The organism is Flavobacterium sp., from assembly GCF_044371705.1.
Classification (GTDB): Bacteria; Bacteroidota; Bacteroidia; order Flavobacteriales; family Flavobacteriaceae; genus Flavobacterium.
Genome location: NZ_JBILTE010000003.1, coordinates 1 through 18,449, shown reverse-complemented (window position 1 = coordinate 18,449; position 18,449 = coordinate 1). Strand labels below are relative to the sequence as shown.

Sequence of the window (18,449 nt, the reverse complement as noted above, 5' to 3'; positions counted from 1 at the left end):
CTGAAATAAATTCAGCATAAAATGAAAAAATATACAAATACAGGAAGTAAAGATACCCGTTCAGGTTTTGGAGCAGGAATGACCGAACTAGGACAAAAAAATGAAAACGTTGTGGCTCTTTGTGCCGATTTGATTGGTTCGTTAAAGTTTGACGACTTCAAAAAAAATCATCCGGAACGTTTTTTCCAAATTGGAATTGCAGAAGCCAATATGATAGGAATTGCTGCCGGATTAACCATTGGTGGAAAAATTCCTTTTACAGGTACGTTTGCTAACTTTTCTACCGGAAGAGTCTATGATCAGATTCGTCAATCAGTTGCGTATTCTGACAAAAACGTAAAAATTTGTGCTTCACATGCTGGTTTAACATTAGGTGAAGACGGAGCCACACACCAAATATTAGAAGACATCGGATTAATGAAAATGTTACCGGGAATGACGGTAATCAATACTTGTGATTACAACCAAACAAAAGCCGCTACCTTAGCTCTTGCAGACCATCACGGTCCGGCCTATTTGCGTTTTGGTCGTCCCGTGGTGCCTAATTTTATGCCGGCTGATGAACCATTTGTGATTGGTAAAGCTATTTTGCTTCAAGAAGGAACGGATGTAACGATTGTTGCTACCGGACATTTGGTTTGGGAAGCTTTAGTTGCAGCTGAAAAATTAGCTGAAAAAGGTATTTATGCTGAAGTAATCAATATCCACACGATTAAACCATTAGACGAAGAAGCAATTTTAAAATCAGTCGCTAAAACAGGTTGTGTTGTGACTGCTGAAGAACACAATATTTTAGGTGGTTTGGGAGAAAGTATTTCAAGAGTATTGGCATTAAACAATCCAATTCCGCAAGAATTTGTAGCTGTTCAAGATAGTTTTGGTGAATCAGGAACCCCAGATCAATTGATGGAGAAATACAAATTGAACAACCAAGCGATAGTTGAAAAGGTTGAAAAAGTAATCAAGAGAAAATAACTCTTGATTTCATGATAAAAAAATCCCTTGAAGAAAATTTTCAAGGGATTTTTTAGTTAGTTGCAATTCGGATCCAAATACTTTCGTATTCGATTTGGGTTTGTAGTGTTGCCGCTACAATCGGGAGCATTTTCATAAGTGTAATACTGTATAGGATCTGTATTTGGAATTTTCAATTCATTTTTCGTTAAAATCTGATCGCCATCGTCGTCGATATCTCTAAAATCCGGTACTCCATCGCCGTCTGTGTCATCATCTATGGTAATATAACCATCTTTGATACCCAAATCATTTGGAACATCTTCTAAATAAGTAGGAATGCCATCATTATCCTGATCTAAACGCTCTATCTCATACAATTTAAAACTAAAAACTATGGGCGAATAGGCCGGTATACCAACTTGAGATACATTATAATAGCCTAAACCTGATGGTAAAAACATTACTCCGGCACCAAAATCTTCAAAAATGGTAGTTCCATCTCCTGCATCAGTATAACTGCCGGTATTAAACTGAGGAATAATTTCACCCCAACCTCTAATCAAAGTTTCCAATCTAAACATTACAGAAGGCACCTGAACATAGTCAAATTGACTGCCGTTTAACAAAGTTCCTCTGTAAGAAACAAAAACACTGTCAAAATTACATGGTTTTGGATTGGTAGGAATACCTTGACGCAAATTTAAATAATGTACTTCGTATTCTAAATCATTTTGCGATGCTACCTTTACCATACGAGTCTGCCTATTAGGCATATCCCAAATTGATGTTTGTGTTTCTGGATTGGTAATCTTAGAGATAACCACATCCATATCAGTTGTATATCCAGCAGCGTTTGTTACAGTTATATAATGTTCCCTGAGATAAGTATTAATTGCAAGGGTATCTGCTTTGTATTGTTCAGTAAAATCCCTAGGAGGCTCTACTGTTGCATCATCATCGTCTTGACAAGCTACAACAAGAAATAAAGTAACAATAGGTAAAATGTATTTTAAAAGCTTCATTATTATGATATATTTTGTGCCGCAAGATACAATTTTGATTTATTTTTGTGCAAATAATTAACTTAGTTTTCAGAAGAAATATGAGAGTGGATAAATATTTATGGTGTGTGCGGTATTACAAAACGAGGAACATGGTTACCGAAGCCTGCAAAAAAAATCACATTACTGTCAACGGTCAGGTTGCAAAAGCTTCCCGTGAGGTATTTCCTTCGGATAAAATTACTTTCAGAAAAGACCAAATCACCTATCAAATTTCAGTTTTAGACATCCCTGAAAATCGCGTAGGTGCCAAATTAGTAGACATTTACAGAAAAGACACTACTCCTGATGAAGCATTTGCACATTTAGAACTTCTAAAATTATCCAAAGAACACTACAGAAAAACCGGAGAAGGCAGACCAACTAAAAAAGACCGCAGAGATATAGAAGGATATACTTCTGACACCAAAGAAGATGAAACTAACTAAAGATTACTGGGAAAATAGATACCATCAAAACGAAACCGGATGGGACGTGGGTGAAATCACCACTCCTTTAAAAGAATATATTGATCAACTTTCGGATAAAAATTGTAAAATTTTATTACCTGGCGGCGGAAATGGCCATGAGCTAGAATATTTAAACAAGTTAGGGTTTACTGCTGTTTATATTGCAGATTTTGTTAAGAAACCTTTGGAAAACATTCAAAAAAGAATTCCGTCACTTGATTCAAACTATTTAATTCATGGCGACTTTTTTGAAATTGAAGATTCCTATGATTTAATTATCGAACAAACGTTCTTTTGTGCTCTAGAACCTGAGTTAAGAGAAAAATATGTCGAAAAAATGCATTCACTTTTAGGTGATAAAGGCAAACTTGTTGGTCTATTTTTCCAGTTTCCTTTAACAGAAGTAGGTCCACCATTTGGCGGTAGTAAAACTGAATATGAACGACTATTTAGCAATCATTTCACACTAAAAACTTTAGAAACAGCTTATAATTCAATTAGACCTAGACAAAATAACGAACTCTTTTTTATCTTTGAGAAAAAATAACACCATGACACAAAACATCATTCTGAACCATCAGGAAATTGAACATAAAATCAGACGGATAGCCTATCAGATTTATGAAACCTTTGTAGAGGAAAAAGAAATTGTTTTGGCCGGAATTTCTAAAAATGGGTTTGTCTTTGCTGAAAAATTAGCTCTTTATATTGAAACTATTTCAGATATAAAAGTAACGCTTTGCGAAGTTTCAATGGACAAAGAAAATCCTTTTGCGGCGGTTTCAACCACTTTGCCGCTAGAATCGATTGAAAATAAAGGATTGATTTTGGTAGATGATGTTTTGAACTCAGGAACCACTTTAGTGTATGGTGTTAAACACTTTTTAAATATCCCACTTAAAAAATTTAAAACAGCTGTTTTGGTTGACAGGAATCACAAAAAATACCCTGTTAAAGCTGATTTTAAAGGAATTTCTCTTTCTACATCGCTTAAAGAACATGTGCATGTTGTTTTTGAAAAGGACAATAATTACGCGTATTTAAACTAAAAATTTTTGTATTTCTAACACTATTTCATCTACCGATTTTCCATCTGTTGAAATAGTATATTTTGCGTAATTATAAAAGTAACTACGCTCAAAAAGATGCTTTGCGATAAACTCTTTTAAATCATCAGGATTTTTTGAATTCAACAAAGGTCGCTTTTGCGTTTCATGAATCAAACGATTATACAATTCCTCTATCGACGTTTTCAAATAAATCGAAATTACATCTTCCTGCTGCAACAATAAATGATTGTTTGCGTAGCAGGGTGTTCCTCCTCCTAGACTTAAAATAAATGAAGTTGAATCATTTAGTAGTTCAACAAATGTATGGTGCTCTAATCTTCGAAAATGCACTTCTCCTTCCTCTGAAAAAAGTTCAGCAATTGTTTTTTTTTGACTTTTTTCGATAATTTCATCCAAATCAAGAGCATTTAAGTGGATAATTTCTGCCAGTTTTTTAGCGATTGTAGACTTGCCAGAACCCATGTATCCGAGTAAAATTATTTTTTGATTCACAATAAAACCTTATATATTAAGAGGTTACCAAAGATTAATTAAAAAAGGTAAATTTAAGACAATTTTGCTTTGAAAAATAAATAATAAGAACGTATATTTGCACCCGCATTCAAGAAATTGAATTTGACTCGATAGCTCAGTTGGTAGAGCACAACACTTTTAATGTTGGGGTCCTGGGTTCGAGCCCCAGTCGGGTCACTTTTTTTTGAAATTAATGCTACGACTCGATAGCTCAGTTGGTAGAGCACAACACTTTTAATGTTGGGGTCCTGGGTTCGAGCCCCAGTCGGGTCACAAAAGTAAAGACGTTGCATGCAACGTCTTTACTTTTTTACCAAAAGGCCACGTGGAGAAATTGGTAGACTCGCCATCTTGAGGGGGTGGTGCTGCAAGGCGTATGGGTTCGAATCCCATCGTGGTCACAAATGAATGATGCAAACAAAAAAAACACCAAGTTTACTTGAGTGTTTTTTTTCATTTGAAGGCAGTATGAATTTTACAGAAAAAATGCTGCTTCAGGAAATTTTTAAGTTCAATTTTTTTTTAAAACCACTGCAGCATATAGGAAAAACAACTGTACTTCCTCGTTAATTTATCGCACTAAAAAGTTTTTCGTAAATAAATCTTAAAAAAGGATGTGGAACTAAAACTTTTAGTATTTTTGTTTAACAAATTAAAACAAAACATGAACAATGTAAAAAATGTCTTTAGCATCAAAGATCTTGAAAATCTTTCAGGTATAAAGGCACATACAATACGTATTTGGGAAAAACGGTACAATGTTTTAGAGCCTATGCGTACTGATACAAACATACGCTTTTATGATTTAGCTGGTCTTCAAAAATTACTGAATATAACGCTGTTACACAATCACGGATACAAAATTTCTAAAATTTCCAAATTGCCAATAGATAAAATTTCTGTAATGGTGCGAGAGATAATCAATGAAAAAAGTGTTAAACATCATGCTATTAATTCTTTTAAAATGGCAATGATTAATTTTGACCAAACACTTTTTTTCAATACCTTCAATAATCTATTATCCGAAAAGTCATTTCGAGAAGTATTCTACGAAATATTTATTCCTTTAATGAACGAAATTGGTTTGCTGTGGCAATCTGATACAATTTCTCCTGCACACGAGCATTTTATCAGTTATTTGATTAAGCAAAAACTATTGATTAATACTGAAAAAGTACAAATTCTTGAACCTACTAAAACAGACAAAATATTTGTACTCTACCTTCCTGAAAATGAAATTCATGAGTTAGGTTTGATGTACTTAAATTATGAAATTATTTTGAATGGCTATAAAACAATATATTTAGGTGAAAGTGTACCTATAAGCAGCTTAAAGGATATCAAACGCTATTTCGACAGTGTCGTTTATGTATGTTACATGACGGTTGAACCATTGAAGGAAAATGTGAATAATTATTTAAAGGAACTACAACAGGAAATAATTGAAGGTGAAAATTCAGAAATGTGGGCGATTGGAAGAATTACAGAATTTATCAAACAAGAAAAACACCCTAATGTTAAGGTGTTTAATTCTATTAATGAATTAGCAAACAACTTATAAACGCTACAACTTTTACCAAATCAAAATGAACAAAAATATTGCCATAATTGGCTCAGGTTTTTCTGCGTTAGCAGCTGCTTGCTATTTATCAAAAGAAGGCAACCATGTAACGGTTTATGAAAAAAATAAGACAATTGGCGGAAGAGCCCGGCAATTGAAAAAAGACGGTTTTACATTTGATATTGGTCCAACCTGGTATTGGATGCCCGACGTATTTGAACGCTTTTTTGCTGATTTTGATAAAAAACCATCCGATTATTACGAGCTGATTAAATTATCTCCCGCCTATCAAGTGTACTTTGGTGAAGCTGAATTTGTAACAATTGCTGACAATTTGCCGGAAATAATACAAACTTTTGAATCGATAGAAAAAGGTAGTGGCAACGTTTTAGAAAAATTCATGGCCGAAGCAAAAAGCAACTATGATATAGCAATCAAAGATTTAGTTTACAGACCGGGTGTTTCTCCTTTTGAGTTGGTGACAATCGAGACAGCCAAAAAAGTTGGACAGTTTTTTTCAAACATTAGTCGTGAGGTAAGAAACCGTTTTAAAAATGACAAACTAATACAAATTCTTGAATTTCCCGTATTGTTCTTAGGTGCGAAACCTTCTGACACGCCTTCTTTTTACAGTTTTATGAATTTTGCGGATTTTGGATTGGGAACTTGGCATCCTAAAAATGGGATGTACAGCGTAATATTGGCAATGGAATCTTTAGCAAAAGAGTTGGGAGTAACTTTTGAAACCAATGCGAATGTAAGTAAAATTATAGTCAAAAATAAACAAGCTGTTGGTATACAAGTGAACGGAAATGACATCCTTGCTGATGTTGTTTTAAGCGGTGCAGATTATCACCACACTGAAACGTTACTTGATAAAAATGATCGCGTTTATTCAGAATCCTATTGGTCAAAGAAAACTTTTGCACCATCATCCTTACTTTTTTATGTAGGATTTGACAGAAAATTAGAAAATGTCGAACACCACACACTTTTTTTTGATGTATCTTTTGACAAACATGCTGAGGCAATTTACGATAAACCCTCTTGGCCTGAAGAACCATTATTTTATGCCAGTTTTCCATCCAAAACAGATGAATCTGCTGCCCCGGCAGGCAAAGAGGCCGGAATATTTTTAATTCCCCTTGCACCAGGTATTGAAGATACTGAAGAATTGCGTGAAAAATATTTTAACATAATTATTACTCGTTTTGAAAAACTAACACATCAAAATGTGAAAAATAATATTATCTTTAAGGAATCTTTTTGTTTGAATGATTTTATTAAGGATTATAATTCTTATAAAGGCAATGCATATGGAATGGCTAATACCTTATTGCAGACGGCTTTTTTAAGACCTAAATTGAAGAGTAAAAAGATGGATAACTTGTACTTTACTGGCCAATTAACGGTTCCGGGCCCAGGTGTACCGCCTTCGTTAATTTCCGGGAAATTAGTTTCTGAACTCATTAAAAAACATACAAATTAAGTTATTTAGAATACCGTATGAAATCCATTTTTGACCAAGTATCTTTTGATTGTAGTAGGAATGTTACAAAATCCTACAGTACTTCTTTTTCATCTGCTGTACAGATGCTGGCTCCCTCCATTCGACAAGACATTTACAACATCTATGGTTTTGTTCGATTTGCTGATGAAATTGTGGACACCTTTCACGATTATAACAAAGAAGAACTTTTCAATCTATTTGAACTGGATTTAGATAACTCTTTGAAAAATAAAATTAGTTTAAATCCAATATTGAACTCATTTCAATCTACAGTTTGTAAATATAATATTCCGAAAGAGTTAATTGATGCTTTTATGAAAAGTATGAAACTCGATTTGTCAAAATCAGTTTATCAAACGCATGAAGAATATCAAGAATATATCTATGGATCAGCTGATGTGGTTGGACTCATGTGTTTAAAAGTATTTGTAAATGGTGACTTAAGTCGTTATGAAGAGCTAAAACAAAGTGCTATGCGACTGGGATCAGCCTTTCAAAAAGTAAATTTTTTGCGAGATTTAAAAGCTGATTATGAAGATTTGAGTCGGACTTATTTTCCCAATACCAATCTGAATGAACTTGACGAAGTCTCTAAACAGTTGATTATTGAAGAAATTGAAGCTGATTTTGCTGCAGGTTTTGAAGGAATTCAGAAACTGCCGTTGGAGGCAAAATTTGGCGTTTATACTGCCTATGTTTATTATAAAAAATTACTGTCGAAGCTAAAAAAAACACCTTCACTCGAAATAAAAAACACCCGAATAAGGGTGCCCGATTATGAAAAAGTCGGACTCTTGGCCAAATGTTATTTAAATTATCGTTTAAATATTATATAGATTAAAATTAATAGATTATGTGGATTCAGATAATTGTTTTTTTTCTCACCTTTTTTACGATGGAATTTATGGCATGGTTCACCCATAAATACATAATGCATGGTTTTTTATGGAGTTTACATAAAGATCATCATAAGAAAGACCATGATTCCTGGTTTGAACGCAATGATACTTTTTTTATTTCTTACGCTGTGGTGAGCATCTCGTTCTTTTTACTTTGGCAAAATGGTATTCTTGATTTAGGATTAGCTATTGGCTTAGGTATTTTTGCTTATGGACTAACGTATTTCTTTGTACATGACATCTTTATTCATCAACGCTTTAAGTTGTTTAGAAACGCTAATAACATTTATGCTCGTGCCTTGCGAAGAGCTCATAAAATGCACCATAAACATGTCGGGAAAGGCGACGGTGAATGTTTTGGAATGCTACTAGTTCCTTTTAAATACTTTAAAAGATAAGCGGATAAGAAGTTAGTTAAATGCGTCTATTATTATAAAAATATATTTTCTAGATATTTAAGCAGATTTTCTTTGCGTATACTTTATTTTTTCAGTTAATTCGCAAAAAAGAATGTATGAAATTTGCTACCACAACTCTGTTTTTTTTAATCTTAACTTCTAATTGTTGGAGTCAGAAAAATATTGATCCAACAGCTACCGATATTGAACTTGCCAAAACAATTCGTTCAAAATATGATAAATCAGATGTTGCAATTTTAGAAAGCAACGAAAATATTGTATTTGGGTTTAATAAATCAACTTCAAATGTAACGGTAAATTTATCTGTGAATGAAGTATTAATGAATATCAACCAAAGAGCTGATATTTATAAATATGAATTTTACGATAGTACATCAAATATCGAAATATTTGCATTAAAGTATAGAAATGACAAAGCAACCTATTTTAGAGTAACTGATGAGTTTTATAATGATCGTGACCTATTTTACAACGATGCTCGCGTAAAACACATGAAAATAGACTTTCCTGTACAAGGGTACTCCTATAATTATACTTTAGATAAAAAATTTGAGGATGTAAAATATTTCACTTCTATTTATTTTAATGATGAATTCCCTGTTATAGCTAAGAAAATCATGATTTCAGTGCCCGAATGGCTGGATCTTGAATTAAAAGAAATGAACTTTGAAGGTCATACTATAATAAAAAGTAAAACAGTTGATGCTAAAACAAAAATGACTGTTTATAAGTATGAATTCAACGATGTTGACCCTGTGTTTACTGAAGAAAATAGTCCCGGAAGGACCTATTTGTATCCACATATTTTAGTTTTAGCAAAATCGTACGAATTTGAAGGAAAGAAAACAAATCTTTTTAATTCAACAGCAGATTTATACAAATGGTACAAATCGTTGGTTGATGATATGAAAGACGACCCCGAACAACTAAAGGAAAAAGTAAAAGATTTAATGGCTACGGCAAAAACTGACGAAGAAAAAATAAAGAATATTTATTATTGGGTACAAGATAACATACGATACATTGCTTTTGAGGACGGAATTGCAGGATTTAAACCGGATGACTCACAAAATGTTTTTAATAAACGTTATGGCGATTGTAAAGGAATGGCCAATTTAATCAAACAAATGTTGTTACTAGCAGGTTTTGATGCCCGACTCACATGGATTGGAACCAAACATATTGCGTATGATTACTCTATCGCTTCTCTTTCGGTTGATAATCACATGATTTGTACCGTTTTTTATCAAGATAAAGCAATATTTCTTGATGGTACCGAAAAATTTAACTCCTTTGGAGAATATGCCGAACGAATTCAAAATAAAGAGGTAATGATAGAAGATGGTGAAAACTACATAATTAAAACAGTTCCAGCTAGCCCAGCTCTCGAAAACAAAGAAACCTTTACAGCAAATTTGAAAGTTGTAGGAGAGAAACTTACCGGTGCTTGCCACAGAAGTTTTACAGGCGAAAGTCGTTCACAATTTCAAAATATTTACAATAGTTTTGAAAGTAGCAAAAAAGCGGAAGCGTTGGAAGGATTTCTTTCTAGAAGTGACAAAAACAATCACATTTCAGCAATTAAAACTTCCGATTTAAAAAGCAGAGATCAAAAGCTTACAATTGATTATATGTTAGATTCGTCCAATCGTGTGAGTATGTTTGATGACGAAATGTATATTAATTTTGAATTCATGAACGAATACAAAGGTCTAACCTTTAAAGACCGAAAAACTGATTATGAATTTGATTATAAAACACTTTATGAAACTGAAATAGCAATTGTAATCCCAGAAGGCTTTAAAATCGAAAAAAAGCCGGACAATCTAAAAATTGATGAAGAAGATTATACAATTGATGCAAATTTCACAGTGAAAGGCAATACAATTGTTTATAAAAAATCATTTAAATTCAAAAATGCTCTTTTAAGAAAAAACCAATTGGAGTCTTGGGCAGTAGCACATAAAAAATTGTTAGAATTCTACAACTCATCCATCACTTTAACAAAATCCTAATTCATGAAGAAACTACTTCTGGTTCTGCTAATCGCTGCACTTCAACTCTCGGCACAAAACAAAGAAAACGAAAAAATTGCCGCTTTTTTTTGGGGAAACAATGACCCTTATTCAAAAAAAACTGAAATTCCGGATAAATGGAAAAATGAATCGGCAGTTGTTATTTATAAATTTGAATATTTTGATTTTCATAAATTCGGAGTCAATATAAATTACACTTTTGGCAAACGAATGCGAATTAAGTTACTGGATGAAGCATCTGTCAAAGAGTATTCTGAGTTCACTTTTACTGAACGTTTTTTTTCCAATAAAGGTTATACGTTAAAACAAGGAACAAACACATTGGGAATTAAAATTGTAAAGCCCAACGGGGATGAAAAAATCATCGATGTAAAAAGTGAAGCAGTAACTTCTGATAAAGAGAAAAAAATTGCCATTCCAAATCTTGAAATTGGAGATATCATTGATTTTTATTTTCACTCGGTTGAACCATTTAAATCGCCTACAGAAATGGGATTTGACCCAATAGAAAGAACACTTGGAGACGAATATCCAATTATGGATTTTAATCTGACTTTTCAAACAGAGAACGATTTTTATGTAAATTTCAGCACGTACAATGGAGCTCCCGAATTAAAAGAAGTGAAAGCCGACAAAGGCGGTGAGCGAAAATACCAAATTATTGCAAAAGACATCACGAAAAATGAATTCCCAAGATGGTATTACCCACTCTTAGAATTACCTTGTTATAAATTCCAAGTGTTTTTTGCTAGAACCGCAGGATACCAATCTCGGGCGGCAGCCTTTTTACCTGAATCAACAAAAGATATTAAGTCAAAAGTATCAAAAGAAGATATCTTCAACTATTACAACCCTAAATTTAAACCTACTGGAGATTTAGGTGACATTTATGATTTTTTGGAAGGGAAGCAATTTACAAGTGTTGAAGAAAAAATCAGAGAAGTGTATTATTTCACCCGCCATTTTTACTTCACCCGTTATGTTGAAGCATTTGTGGTAAAAGAAGCAAATATCTTCTACCCTTTTGATTTATATAAAAATCCAGTGTTTTTTCAAAACGAAGAACAATTCATCAATCATTTCATGGCTTTCTTGAAAAAAGAAAAAATTGAGTATGACATAATTATAGGAACCAACCGGTATAATGGTGAAATTGCCGATTTATTATTGAGAGAAAATGTAAGTATCTTATTGCGTGTAAACACAACAAAACCACAATTCCTTCAATTTTTTACACCTTTTACGAGTGCTGATCAATTTAATTTCCAATTAGAAAATACTAATGCCTATTTGCTTGAAGTTTCAAAAGGTAAAAAAATTATTGATGCCGCAACTATCAAACTACCTGTTACATCTAAAGAGGATAATGTTTCTAAAAGTATTTCAAAAATAACTCTTAGCGAAGATTTAAATCATTTCAAAATAACCCGTGAAAATAGTTTATTCGGTCATTACAAAGAAGATGAGCAGTCTAGCAAATTGTATTTCTTTGATTATATCTACGAGGACTATACAAAGTACAAGACTGAAAAGTTGATGGACTTGGTTAAAAACAAAAATAAGAGAGACCAATATCAAAAAGAATTGGATGCTTTAATAGCAAAGACAAAGGAAAATCAAAAAGAAAGTTTTACTTCATCCGTGAATTCAGAATTTGAACTGGAAGTAGAAAATTATGTAATCGATATAAAAAATTCGGGAAGATTTGGAAGCAGAGAACCACTAAAATTCGAAGAGTCCTTTACTATAAAAGACCATTATATTAAAAAAGCAGGTCGCAATTTAATGATTGAATTGGGTAAGTTCTTAACCTCTCAAATTGAATTAACAAAAAAAGAAAAAGACCGAGTAGATAATATATATATGGGATACCCAAGAACAATTGAAAACGAAATCCAATTTACAATTCCTGAGGGTTATACTGTTTCCGGATTGGAGAAATTCAATAAAAAAGTAGAAAATTCAACGGGTGGTTTTATTAGCACAGCTATACAAAACGGAAACACAATCAGTATTAAAACAAGTAAATTCTACAACAATTATTATGAACCTAATAGTAATTGGCCAAAAATGATTGACTTTTTAGATGATGCTTATCAATTTTCACAAGAAAAAATCTTACTGAAAAAGATTTAATCAAAAAAAACTCAACTTCAACAGTTGAGTTTTTTTATTTAAAATACTCTGTATAAATTAAACCCAAATGCGATTTCTCCTTTGGTCCAATCGCCGGTAGTTTGACCTAAAAATCCTGCTTCATTAATTGCTTGGGCATTGGTGAAAAGCATTTGAAAAACGTGTCCACCCGTTTCAAGATCAAAGCCAATAGCCAGCGGGTTTTTATAAATAGATTCATTGGCTCTATTTAAATGAGCTGCGTAATCTACATTCACTGACCATCTTTTAGCAAATTTATATCTGCCTCCAAGGCCGATAGCATACTGACTATTATCTTGAGGATTGGGCAGTATGAGTTCTCCTTCTTGATTATAAGTGTCTCTGATAGTATTTTCATGAAAAAAAGTAGGTGCTACCAGCAATGACAATTTTTCTGAAAACTTTCTTGAAATCAAAGCTTGTGCAACATAATTAAGTCTATTTTCAAAAGTAATATTCGGATAATCACTTTCTTTAAACTCTGTATTTACTGCAGCACTTGTAAAACCGACAATTGCAAATGGAAAACCATCTTTTTCTTGTGGTTTCAAACTAAACTTACCACCAATTTCATACGTTTTTTGAAAACCACTGCGAGCTACATGAAGCGTCATCCACTCATTGACGCCATATAAAAACTTAATTTGTGTGTTGGCATTATCGATACCAAAAAAGTCTTCAAAACCATTATCTACATAGCCGAATCGATGAGCAATCATTAAATAAAAGTCGCCTTTAGCTGCAAGCTTTGTTGACTCAAAATTCACAAGCTTCAAAGCTTTAAATGCTGATTGAACGTTTGTATTGGCATCAACAGTGTCTATTTGACTTAACAAGTCTTCCTCTTCCTGCGACCAAACAAAAAAAGGAACCAAAATAAAAAAGAGAACTTTTTTCATAACATCTACAAATAAAAAACTATTACTTTGTAGGATTCAAAGTAATAGTTTTTAATTAATTTCTATTTTTAGTCAATTAAAATTTTCTTCCAAGTTTTTTCAGTGCTATTTTGAAGTTCTAACAAATAAACCCCAGTTTGAAAACCTTGTAAATTCACTTCAAAATTCCCTAAAGAATTATTAGCAACTTCAATAGTTTTTACTAAAACCCCAGTTTGCGAATACACATTAATTTTATCTAAAGTAGTTTTAGATTCTATAGTGAAAATTCCTTTGGAAGGATTTGGGTAAATTTTTGTTGCATTTAAAGTAAAATCTTCAACACCAAGCGTTACCAATGGAATATTAACGGCATAACCAGCACTTGCACTTCCTCCATGAGAACTAACAGACATCGTAGCACTACTTGCTCTTACACCCCCAAAACTGAGAGAATTAGTTGTTGCATAAGGGAGTGGAAAGTCATTTGAATCGCCTGTTGTTAAAGCTCTTGTTAGAGTTAAGGTTCGTACTGTACCAGTAACTGTATTTGAAACAATAGTCCAATTTTGCGTGGCATCTTGCGGCGGGTTAACACCCCCTACAAAATTTCTGTCGGTCAAATTTGGCGTAGTAGTAGTTGTAAAAACAACGCAATCTCCTGAATCCATTCCGAAACCTGCCGTAATGCCTATTCCTAAGCCAAACCATCGATCGGATGGACCTGTTAGAATCAAAGTAACTTGCGAGGTTGCATTATTCAATGTAAAATTAGCAGTCATAGGAACACTGTTACTTAGAGAAATGGTTCCGGTGGACTTCTGCTGTGCAAATGCAACAATGCTTACAAAAGCGGTTAAAATCAAAGTAATTTTTTTCATAGTTTTTATTTTAACAAGTTAATAATATCTTCGTCTCCGGCAAAAACAGCATGTTCAAAAGCAGTTTTCCCATCGTTATCTTTATGTGTTTTATCTGCGTTGCTTTTAATTAATAAACTTAAGATTGCTTTGTTTTTAAATTGAACGGCATAGATCAATGCTGTGGTACCATTAGCATCTGCACTATTAACATCTGCATTTTTACTAATCAATAATTTAGTAATTTCAACATTCCCTTTAACAACGGCAGCCATTAAAGCAGTGCCCATTGGACTGTTTTCATTAATTAAAGCACCATTTTGAATAAAAAAAACTGCCACTTCATTATTAGAACGATAACAAGCTAAAATTAATGGTGTATAACCATCTGCATTTTTTTGATTGATACAATTAGGTTGTGCTTTCATCAATTCTTTTACTTGCTCAACATTTCCGGAACGTGCAATTGTAAAAATAGATTCTTGCGAAAAACCTATGTTTAGCTGTACTAAAAAAAACCAAGCTAAAATAATTTGCTTCATATACTGCTATTCAATCAACTGACATTGATCCATTTTTAACTCCTCCATTAAATCATCATATCCTACAAATCTTCCCTTAATTTTTACTGTTTGATTGGATTGTAAATTCAGCACCTCATTTGAATTAAAGGTTAAGAATAATTTCTCATCTACAATTAAGGCCTTTTTGTCCGGATCAAAAGATGTTACCAAACCAGAAACTAAAATGGTTTGATCTGCATACGATGCATTGGCTAAACTATCGTTTGTTTGAAATTGTTTGTGGAGTTCGTCTACAGAAATTGTAAAACTTGCTTCTTCAGAACTAATATCACGATGCCCTTTATAGACATAAAAAAACAGTATGCCACCAATAATAGCTGCACTTAATGCGAAAAGCAAAAGTATTTTATTTCTATTCTTTTTCATAACACTCTTACAAATTTATAAAAAAATAACATTTGTTTTGTATTTATTTCTAATTTTGAATAAATAAAAGCTATGAAACAAATAAAAACAAGTGTACTTACCTTGCTATTTTTAATTATAGCAGGTTGTACAAACGATAGTGATTCGGATTTACTAAACATACCTGATAATGAATTAGTTACTTACACCGAAACTATTAAATCAATCATGGATCAAAAATGTAACAATTGCCATGGAGCTGCACCATCGAATGGTGCACCCATGTCATTACATACCTATGAAACGGTAAAAGATGCAGTTTTAAACCGGGGATTAATTGACCGAATTTCACGAATTGAAGGTCAGTCAGGATTTATGCCTCTTGGTGGAGCTAAGTTACCGCAAACCCAAATTAATCAAATCATCGAGTGGCAAAATGAAGACTTTCCACTTTAATAATTGAACTTATGAAAAAATATATACTCTTATTTTTTATTTTATCAGTGGGATCAATGGTTGCCCAAGATAAAATGATAACCAAAACGGGGCAAATGGTTTTTGAAGCTTCTGTTCCTTCTTTTGAAGAAGTAAAAGCCAAGAACGAAAGTGTATCGTGTGTTTTAAACACCAAAACGGGAGAAATTGCTGCTTTGGCCTTACAAAAAGGTTTCCGTTTCAAAATTGCTTTAATGGAAGAGCATTATAATGAAAGTTATGTAGAAAGTGACAAATACCCAAAAGCAACTTTTAAAGGTAAAATTGAAAACTTTGATCTTTCTACAATTGATAAAACAGGTAAATCCTTTACAATTAAAGGAACTTTGGAACTCCATGGGAAATCAAAAGAAATTTCAATTAACGCTGCAATTAAAAAAGTAGATAGTGGCATTGAAATTAAATCTAATTTTGTATTGAATTGCGATGATTATGCTATTGAAATTCCAAGTGTGGTGAGTAAAAAGGTCTCCAAAAAAGTGAACGTTTCACTCCATTTTCTTCTAAAATAAAAAAGTCCCGATTGGGACTTTTTTACTTATTTGCTTAAGTACATTTTACGTCTGGAATACAATTCGTAAAATTGATCATCCTTCAAATCTTCAATAAACAAAATACTTTCACCGGTTGATTTCATCTCCGGTCCAAGTTTTTTATTCACTCCATGAAATTTACTGAAAGAAAACACAGGTTGCTTGATGGCATATCCCTTCAACTGCGGATTAAAAGTAAAATCCGTGACTTTGTTTTCGCCTAGCATTACTTTCGTCGCATAATTCACATAGGGTTCGCCATAAGCTTTTGCAATAAAAGGAACTGTTCTGGAAGCTCTCGGATTTGCTTCAATAATATAAACCGTATCATCTTTAATGGCAAACTGAATATTAATTAAACCTACCGTTTTAAGAGCCAAAGCAATTTTATGTGTGTGATCCTTAATTTGTTGCATGACAAATTCGCCTAAATTAAATGGTGGCAATGTTGCATTACTATCGCCCGAATGCACTCCACAAGGTTCAATATGCTCCATAATTCCTATGATATACACATTTTCACCATCACAAATAGCATCCGCTTCTGCTTCAATCGCACCATCCAAATAATGGTCTAACAATAATTTATTTCCCGGAATGCTTTTCAATAAGTCAATCACATGTTCCTCTAATTCTTGCTTATTGATAACGATTTTCATCCCTTGACCTCCTAAAACGTAGGAAGGCCTTACCAACAATGGGAAATCTAATATATCCGCTAAAGCAGAAGCTTGATCTGCATTTTCTGCTACACCAAATTGAGGGAATGGAATTTTTAACTCTTGTAGTAATTCAGAAAAACGTCCTCTATCTTCAGCTAAATCCAATGCATCAAAACTGGTTCCTAAAATTTTAATTCCGTACCGGTCTAATTTTTCGGCTAATTTTAAAGCGGTTTGTCCGCCCAACTGAACTATTACTCCTTCCGGCTTTTCATGTCGAATGATGTCGTAAATATGTTCCCAGAATACGGGTTCAAAATATAATTTGTCTGCAGTATCAAAATCGGTTGAAACAGTTTCCGGATTACAGTTAATCATGATGGTTTCATAGCCACATTCTTTTGCTGCTAAAACCCCGTGAACACAAGAATAATCAAACTCAATTCCTTGACCAATTCGGTTTGGACCTGATCCCAAAACAATAACTTTTTTCTTATCGGTTACAACACTTTCGTTATCCACATACACTTGACCGTCTGCGGTTTCAATCGCAGCTTCAAAAGTTGAATAATAATAAGGAGTTTTTGCTTTAAATTCTGCCGCACAAGTATCAACCAATTTATAAACTCTATTGATTGCTAATTCTTCCCTCTTTTTATACACTTGACTTTCCAAGCAACCCATCATGTGAGCAATTTGTCGGTCGGCAAAACCTTTTTGTTTAGCTTCTAATAAAAATTCTTTGGGAAGCGTATCAATTTTATATTTCGAAATTTCCTTTTCCAATAAATGTAATTCTTCGTATTGCTTCAAGAACCACATGTCAATTTTTGTAATCTCATGAATTCTGCTCAACGGTATTCCCATTTGAATGGCATCATAAATAACAAACACTCTATCCCAACTGGCAAATGTTAATTTTTCAATTATTTGCTCGTAGTTTTTATAACCTTTTCCATCAGCTCCTAAACCATTTCTTTTGATTTCTAATGATTGTGTGGCTTTGTGAAGAGCTTCTTGGAACGACCGTCCAATGCCCATTACCTCACCCACTGATTTCATTTGCAAACCTAAAGTACGGTCGGCTCCTTCAAATTTATCAAAGTTCCAACGTGGAATTTTTACAATGACATAATCTAAAGTTGGTTCAAATAAAGCAGAGGTTGATTTGGTAATTTGATTTTTCAATTCATCTAAATGATAACCAAGTGCCAACTTTGTTGCTATTTTAGCAATTGGATAACCCGTTGCTTTGGAAGCTAATGCAGATGAACGCGAAACACGTGGGTTGATTTCAATTGCCACAATATCTTCCTTATCATCAGGGGAAACGGCAAACTGAACATTACAACCGCCTGCAAAATTTCCAATGCTACGCATCATCAAAATGGCCATATCACGCATTTTCTGGAAGGTAGAATCCGATAATGTCATTGCCGGAGCAACGGTTATACTATCTC

At 33.3% G+C, this 18,449-nt stretch carries 19 protein-coding genes and 3 tRNA genes; 15 read left to right on the top strand and 7 right to left on the bottom strand.

What is annotated here, in order from left to right; all coding sequences use genetic code 11:
• Positions 1-21 precede the first annotated feature (21 nt).
• Positions 22-975 (top strand): transketolase family protein, encoded by a 954-nt coding sequence (locus ACIQ2S_RS00540; protein ID WP_396172098.1) that lies wholly within the window; start codon positions 22-24, stop codon positions 973-975.
• A gap of 56 nt (positions 976-1,031) precedes the next feature.
• On the opposite strand, the gene ACIQ2S_RS00535 is transcribed toward ACIQ2S_RS00540, so the two are convergent.
• Positions 1,032-1,979 (bottom strand): FKBP-type peptidyl-prolyl cis-trans isomerase, encoded by a 948-nt coding sequence (locus ACIQ2S_RS00535; protein ID WP_396172096.1) that lies wholly within the window; start codon positions 1,977-1,979, stop codon positions 1,032-1,034.
• Between the two features lie 80 nt (positions 1,980-2,059).
• On the opposite strand from ACIQ2S_RS00535, the gene ACIQ2S_RS00530 reads away from it, so the two are divergent.
• Genes ACIQ2S_RS00530 through ACIQ2S_RS00520 form a run of 3 tightly spaced genes read left to right on the top strand, consistent with a single transcriptional unit; the run spans position 2,060 to position 3,516 of the window.
• On the top strand, positions 2,060-2,446 hold the full coding sequence (locus ACIQ2S_RS00530) for an RNA-binding S4 domain-containing protein (protein WP_396172094.1): 387 nt from the start codon (positions 2,060-2,062) through the stop codon (positions 2,444-2,446).
• Entirely contained in the window at positions 2,433-3,014 is a 582-nt protein-coding gene (locus tag ACIQ2S_RS00525; RefSeq protein ID WP_396172092.1) for a methyltransferase domain-containing protein, read from the top strand. Before ACIQ2S_RS00530 ends, ACIQ2S_RS00525 begins: the two co-directional genes overlap by 14 nt.
• Before the next feature lie 4 nt (positions 3,015-3,018).
• A complete protein-coding gene (locus ACIQ2S_RS00520; RefSeq protein WP_396172090.1) occupies positions 3,019-3,516 on the top strand; it encodes a phosphoribosyltransferase family protein in 498 nt (165 codons plus the stop codon).
• On the opposite strand, the gene ACIQ2S_RS00515 is transcribed toward ACIQ2S_RS00520, so the two are convergent.
• Positions 3,508-4,029 (bottom strand): shikimate kinase, encoded by a 522-nt coding sequence (locus ACIQ2S_RS00515; RefSeq protein WP_396172087.1) that lies wholly within the window; start codon positions 4,027-4,029, stop codon positions 3,508-3,510. The genes ACIQ2S_RS00520 and ACIQ2S_RS00515 overlap by 9 nt on opposite strands.
• A 125-nt stretch (positions 4,030-4,154) precedes the next feature.
• Here ACIQ2S_RS00515 and ACIQ2S_RS00510 point away from each other — a divergent pair.
• The 9 genes from ACIQ2S_RS00510 to ACIQ2S_RS00470 all read left to right on the top strand — a co-directional run bounded on the left by ACIQ2S_RS00510 (position 4,155) and on the right by ACIQ2S_RS00470 (position 12,611).
• Positions 4,155-4,227: transfer RNA gene (locus ACIQ2S_RS00510), tRNA-Lys, on the top strand.
• Positions 4,228-4,250: 23 nt separating this feature from the next.
• Positions 4,251-4,323 (top strand) — tRNA-Lys (locus ACIQ2S_RS00505).
• A 46-nt stretch (positions 4,324-4,369) separates the two neighbouring features.
• Positions 4,370-4,451 (top strand) — tRNA-Leu (locus ACIQ2S_RS00500).
• 263 nt (positions 4,452-4,714) lie between these two features.
• Positions 4,715-5,611, top strand: a complete 897-nt coding sequence (locus ACIQ2S_RS00495; RefSeq protein WP_396172084.1) for a MerR family transcriptional regulator — start codon at positions 4,715-4,717, stop codon at positions 5,609-5,611.
• Positions 5,612-5,636: 25 nt separating this feature from the next.
• The gene (locus ACIQ2S_RS00490) at positions 5,637-7,100 is read left to right on the top strand and encodes a phytoene desaturase family protein (protein ID WP_396172082.1); all 1,464 of its coding nucleotides are present in this window, start codon (positions 5,637-5,639) and stop codon (positions 7,098-7,100) included.
• A gap of 17 nt (positions 7,101-7,117) precedes the next feature.
• Entirely contained in the window at positions 7,118-7,957 is an 840-nt protein-coding gene (locus ACIQ2S_RS00485) for a phytoene/squalene synthase family protein (protein ID WP_396172080.1), read from the top strand.
• Positions 7,958-7,974: 17 nt separating this feature from the next.
• Positions 7,975-8,418: a sterol desaturase family protein gene (locus ACIQ2S_RS00480; protein WP_396172077.1), complete on the top strand. Its 444-nt coding sequence runs from the start codon at positions 7,975-7,977 to the stop codon at positions 8,416-8,418.
• Positions 8,419-8,534: 116 nt separating this feature from the next.
• On the top strand, positions 8,535-10,454 hold the full coding sequence (locus tag ACIQ2S_RS00475; protein ID WP_396172075.1) for a transglutaminase family protein: 1,920 nt from the start codon (positions 8,535-8,537) through the stop codon (positions 10,452-10,454).
• 3 nt (positions 10,455-10,457) lie between these two features.
• Entirely contained in the window at positions 10,458-12,611 is a 2,154-nt protein-coding gene (locus tag ACIQ2S_RS00470) for a DUF3857 domain-containing protein (RefSeq protein WP_396172072.1), read from the top strand.
• Positions 12,612-12,649: 38 nt separating this feature from the next.
• On the opposite strand, the gene ACIQ2S_RS00465 is transcribed toward ACIQ2S_RS00470, so the two are convergent.
• The 4 genes from ACIQ2S_RS00465 to ACIQ2S_RS00450 form a co-directional block, all read right to left on the bottom strand.
• Entirely contained in the window at positions 12,650-13,531 is an 882-nt protein-coding gene (locus tag ACIQ2S_RS00465; RefSeq protein WP_396172068.1) for a DUF5777 family beta-barrel protein, read from the bottom strand.
• Between the two features lie 68 nt (positions 13,532-13,599).
• Positions 13,600-14,391 (bottom strand): T9SS type A sorting domain-containing protein, encoded by a 792-nt coding sequence (locus ACIQ2S_RS00460; protein WP_396172066.1) that lies wholly within the window; start codon positions 14,389-14,391, stop codon positions 13,600-13,602.
• A gap of 5 nt (positions 14,392-14,396) precedes the next feature.
• The gene (locus ACIQ2S_RS00455) at positions 14,397-14,912 is read right to left on the bottom strand and encodes an ankyrin repeat domain-containing protein (RefSeq protein WP_396172064.1); all 516 of its coding nucleotides are present in this window, start codon (positions 14,910-14,912) and stop codon (positions 14,397-14,399) included.
• A gap of 6 nt (positions 14,913-14,918) precedes the next feature.
• The gene (locus ACIQ2S_RS00450) at positions 14,919-15,320 is read right to left on the bottom strand and encodes a hypothetical protein (protein ID WP_396172062.1); all 402 of its coding nucleotides are present in this window, start codon (positions 15,318-15,320) and stop codon (positions 14,919-14,921) included.
• Between the two features lie 72 nt (positions 15,321-15,392).
• Between ACIQ2S_RS00450 and ACIQ2S_RS00445 the strand changes: the two genes are divergently transcribed.
• Positions 15,393-15,755, top strand: coding sequence for a hypothetical protein (locus ACIQ2S_RS00445; protein WP_396172060.1), 363 nt, complete (start codon positions 15,393-15,395; stop codon positions 15,753-15,755).
• Between the two features lie 11 nt (positions 15,756-15,766).
• The gene (locus ACIQ2S_RS00440) at positions 15,767-16,306 is read left to right on the top strand and encodes a YceI family protein (protein ID WP_396172058.1); all 540 of its coding nucleotides are present in this window, start codon (positions 15,767-15,769) and stop codon (positions 16,304-16,306) included.
• Between the two features lie 26 nt (positions 16,307-16,332).
• Here the strand turns inward: ACIQ2S_RS00440 and carB are convergent.
• Positions 16,333-18,449: carbamoyl-phosphate synthase large subunit (carB, locus tag ACIQ2S_RS00435; RefSeq protein ID WP_396172056.1), on the bottom strand; the 2,117-nt coding region annotated here is incomplete at its 5' end.

Excerpts from the sequence above, each read along its gene's own strand:
- ACIQ2S_RS00540 (WP_396172098.1), top strand. The coding sequence starts at position 22 with ATGAAAAAATATACAAATACAGGAAGTAAAGATACCCGTTCAGGTTTT.
- ACIQ2S_RS00535 (WP_396172096.1), bottom strand. The coding sequence starts at position 1,979 with ATGAAGCTTTTAAAATACATTTTACCTATTGTTACTTTATTTCTTGTT.
- ACIQ2S_RS00530 (WP_396172094.1), top strand. The coding sequence starts at position 2,060 with ATGAGAGTGGATAAATATTTATGGTGTGTGCGGTATTACAAAACGAGG.
- ACIQ2S_RS00525 (WP_396172092.1), top strand. The coding sequence starts at position 2,433 with ATGAAACTAACTAAAGATTACTGGGAAAATAGATACCATCAAAACGAA.
- ACIQ2S_RS00520 (WP_396172090.1), top strand. The coding sequence starts at position 3,019 with ATGACACAAAACATCATTCTGAACCATCAGGAAATTGAACATAAAATC.
- ACIQ2S_RS00495 (WP_396172084.1), top strand. The coding sequence starts at position 4,715 with ATGAACAATGTAAAAAATGTCTTTAGCATCAAAGATCTTGAAAATCTT.
- ACIQ2S_RS00490 (WP_396172082.1), top strand. The coding sequence starts at position 5,637 with ATGAACAAAAATATTGCCATAATTGGCTCAGGTTTTTCTGCGTTAGCA.
- ACIQ2S_RS00485 (WP_396172080.1), top strand. The coding sequence starts at position 7,118 with ATGAAATCCATTTTTGACCAAGTATCTTTTGATTGTAGTAGGAATGTT.
- ACIQ2S_RS00480 (WP_396172077.1), top strand. The coding sequence starts at position 7,975 with ATGTGGATTCAGATAATTGTTTTTTTTCTCACCTTTTTTACGATGGAA.
- ACIQ2S_RS00475 (WP_396172075.1), top strand. The coding sequence starts at position 8,535 with ATGAAATTTGCTACCACAACTCTGTTTTTTTTAATCTTAACTTCTAAT.
- ACIQ2S_RS00470 (WP_396172072.1), top strand. The coding sequence starts at position 10,458 with ATGAAGAAACTACTTCTGGTTCTGCTAATCGCTGCACTTCAACTCTCG.
- ACIQ2S_RS00465 (WP_396172068.1), bottom strand. The coding sequence starts at position 13,531 with ATGAAAAAAGTTCTCTTTTTTATTTTGGTTCCTTTTTTTGTTTGGTCG.
- ACIQ2S_RS00460 (WP_396172066.1), bottom strand. The coding sequence starts at position 14,391 with ATGAAAAAAATTACTTTGATTTTAACCGCTTTTGTAAGCATTGTTGCA.
- ACIQ2S_RS00455 (WP_396172064.1), bottom strand. The coding sequence starts at position 14,912 with ATGAAGCAAATTATTTTAGCTTGGTTTTTTTTAGTACAGCTAAACATA.
- ACIQ2S_RS00450 (WP_396172062.1), bottom strand. The coding sequence starts at position 15,320 with ATGAAAAAGAATAGAAATAAAATACTTTTGCTTTTCGCATTAAGTGCA.
- ACIQ2S_RS00445 (WP_396172060.1), top strand. The coding sequence starts at position 15,393 with ATGAAACAAATAAAAACAAGTGTACTTACCTTGCTATTTTTAATTATA.
- ACIQ2S_RS00440 (WP_396172058.1), top strand. The coding sequence starts at position 15,767 with ATGAAAAAATATATACTCTTATTTTTTATTTTATCAGTGGGATCAATG.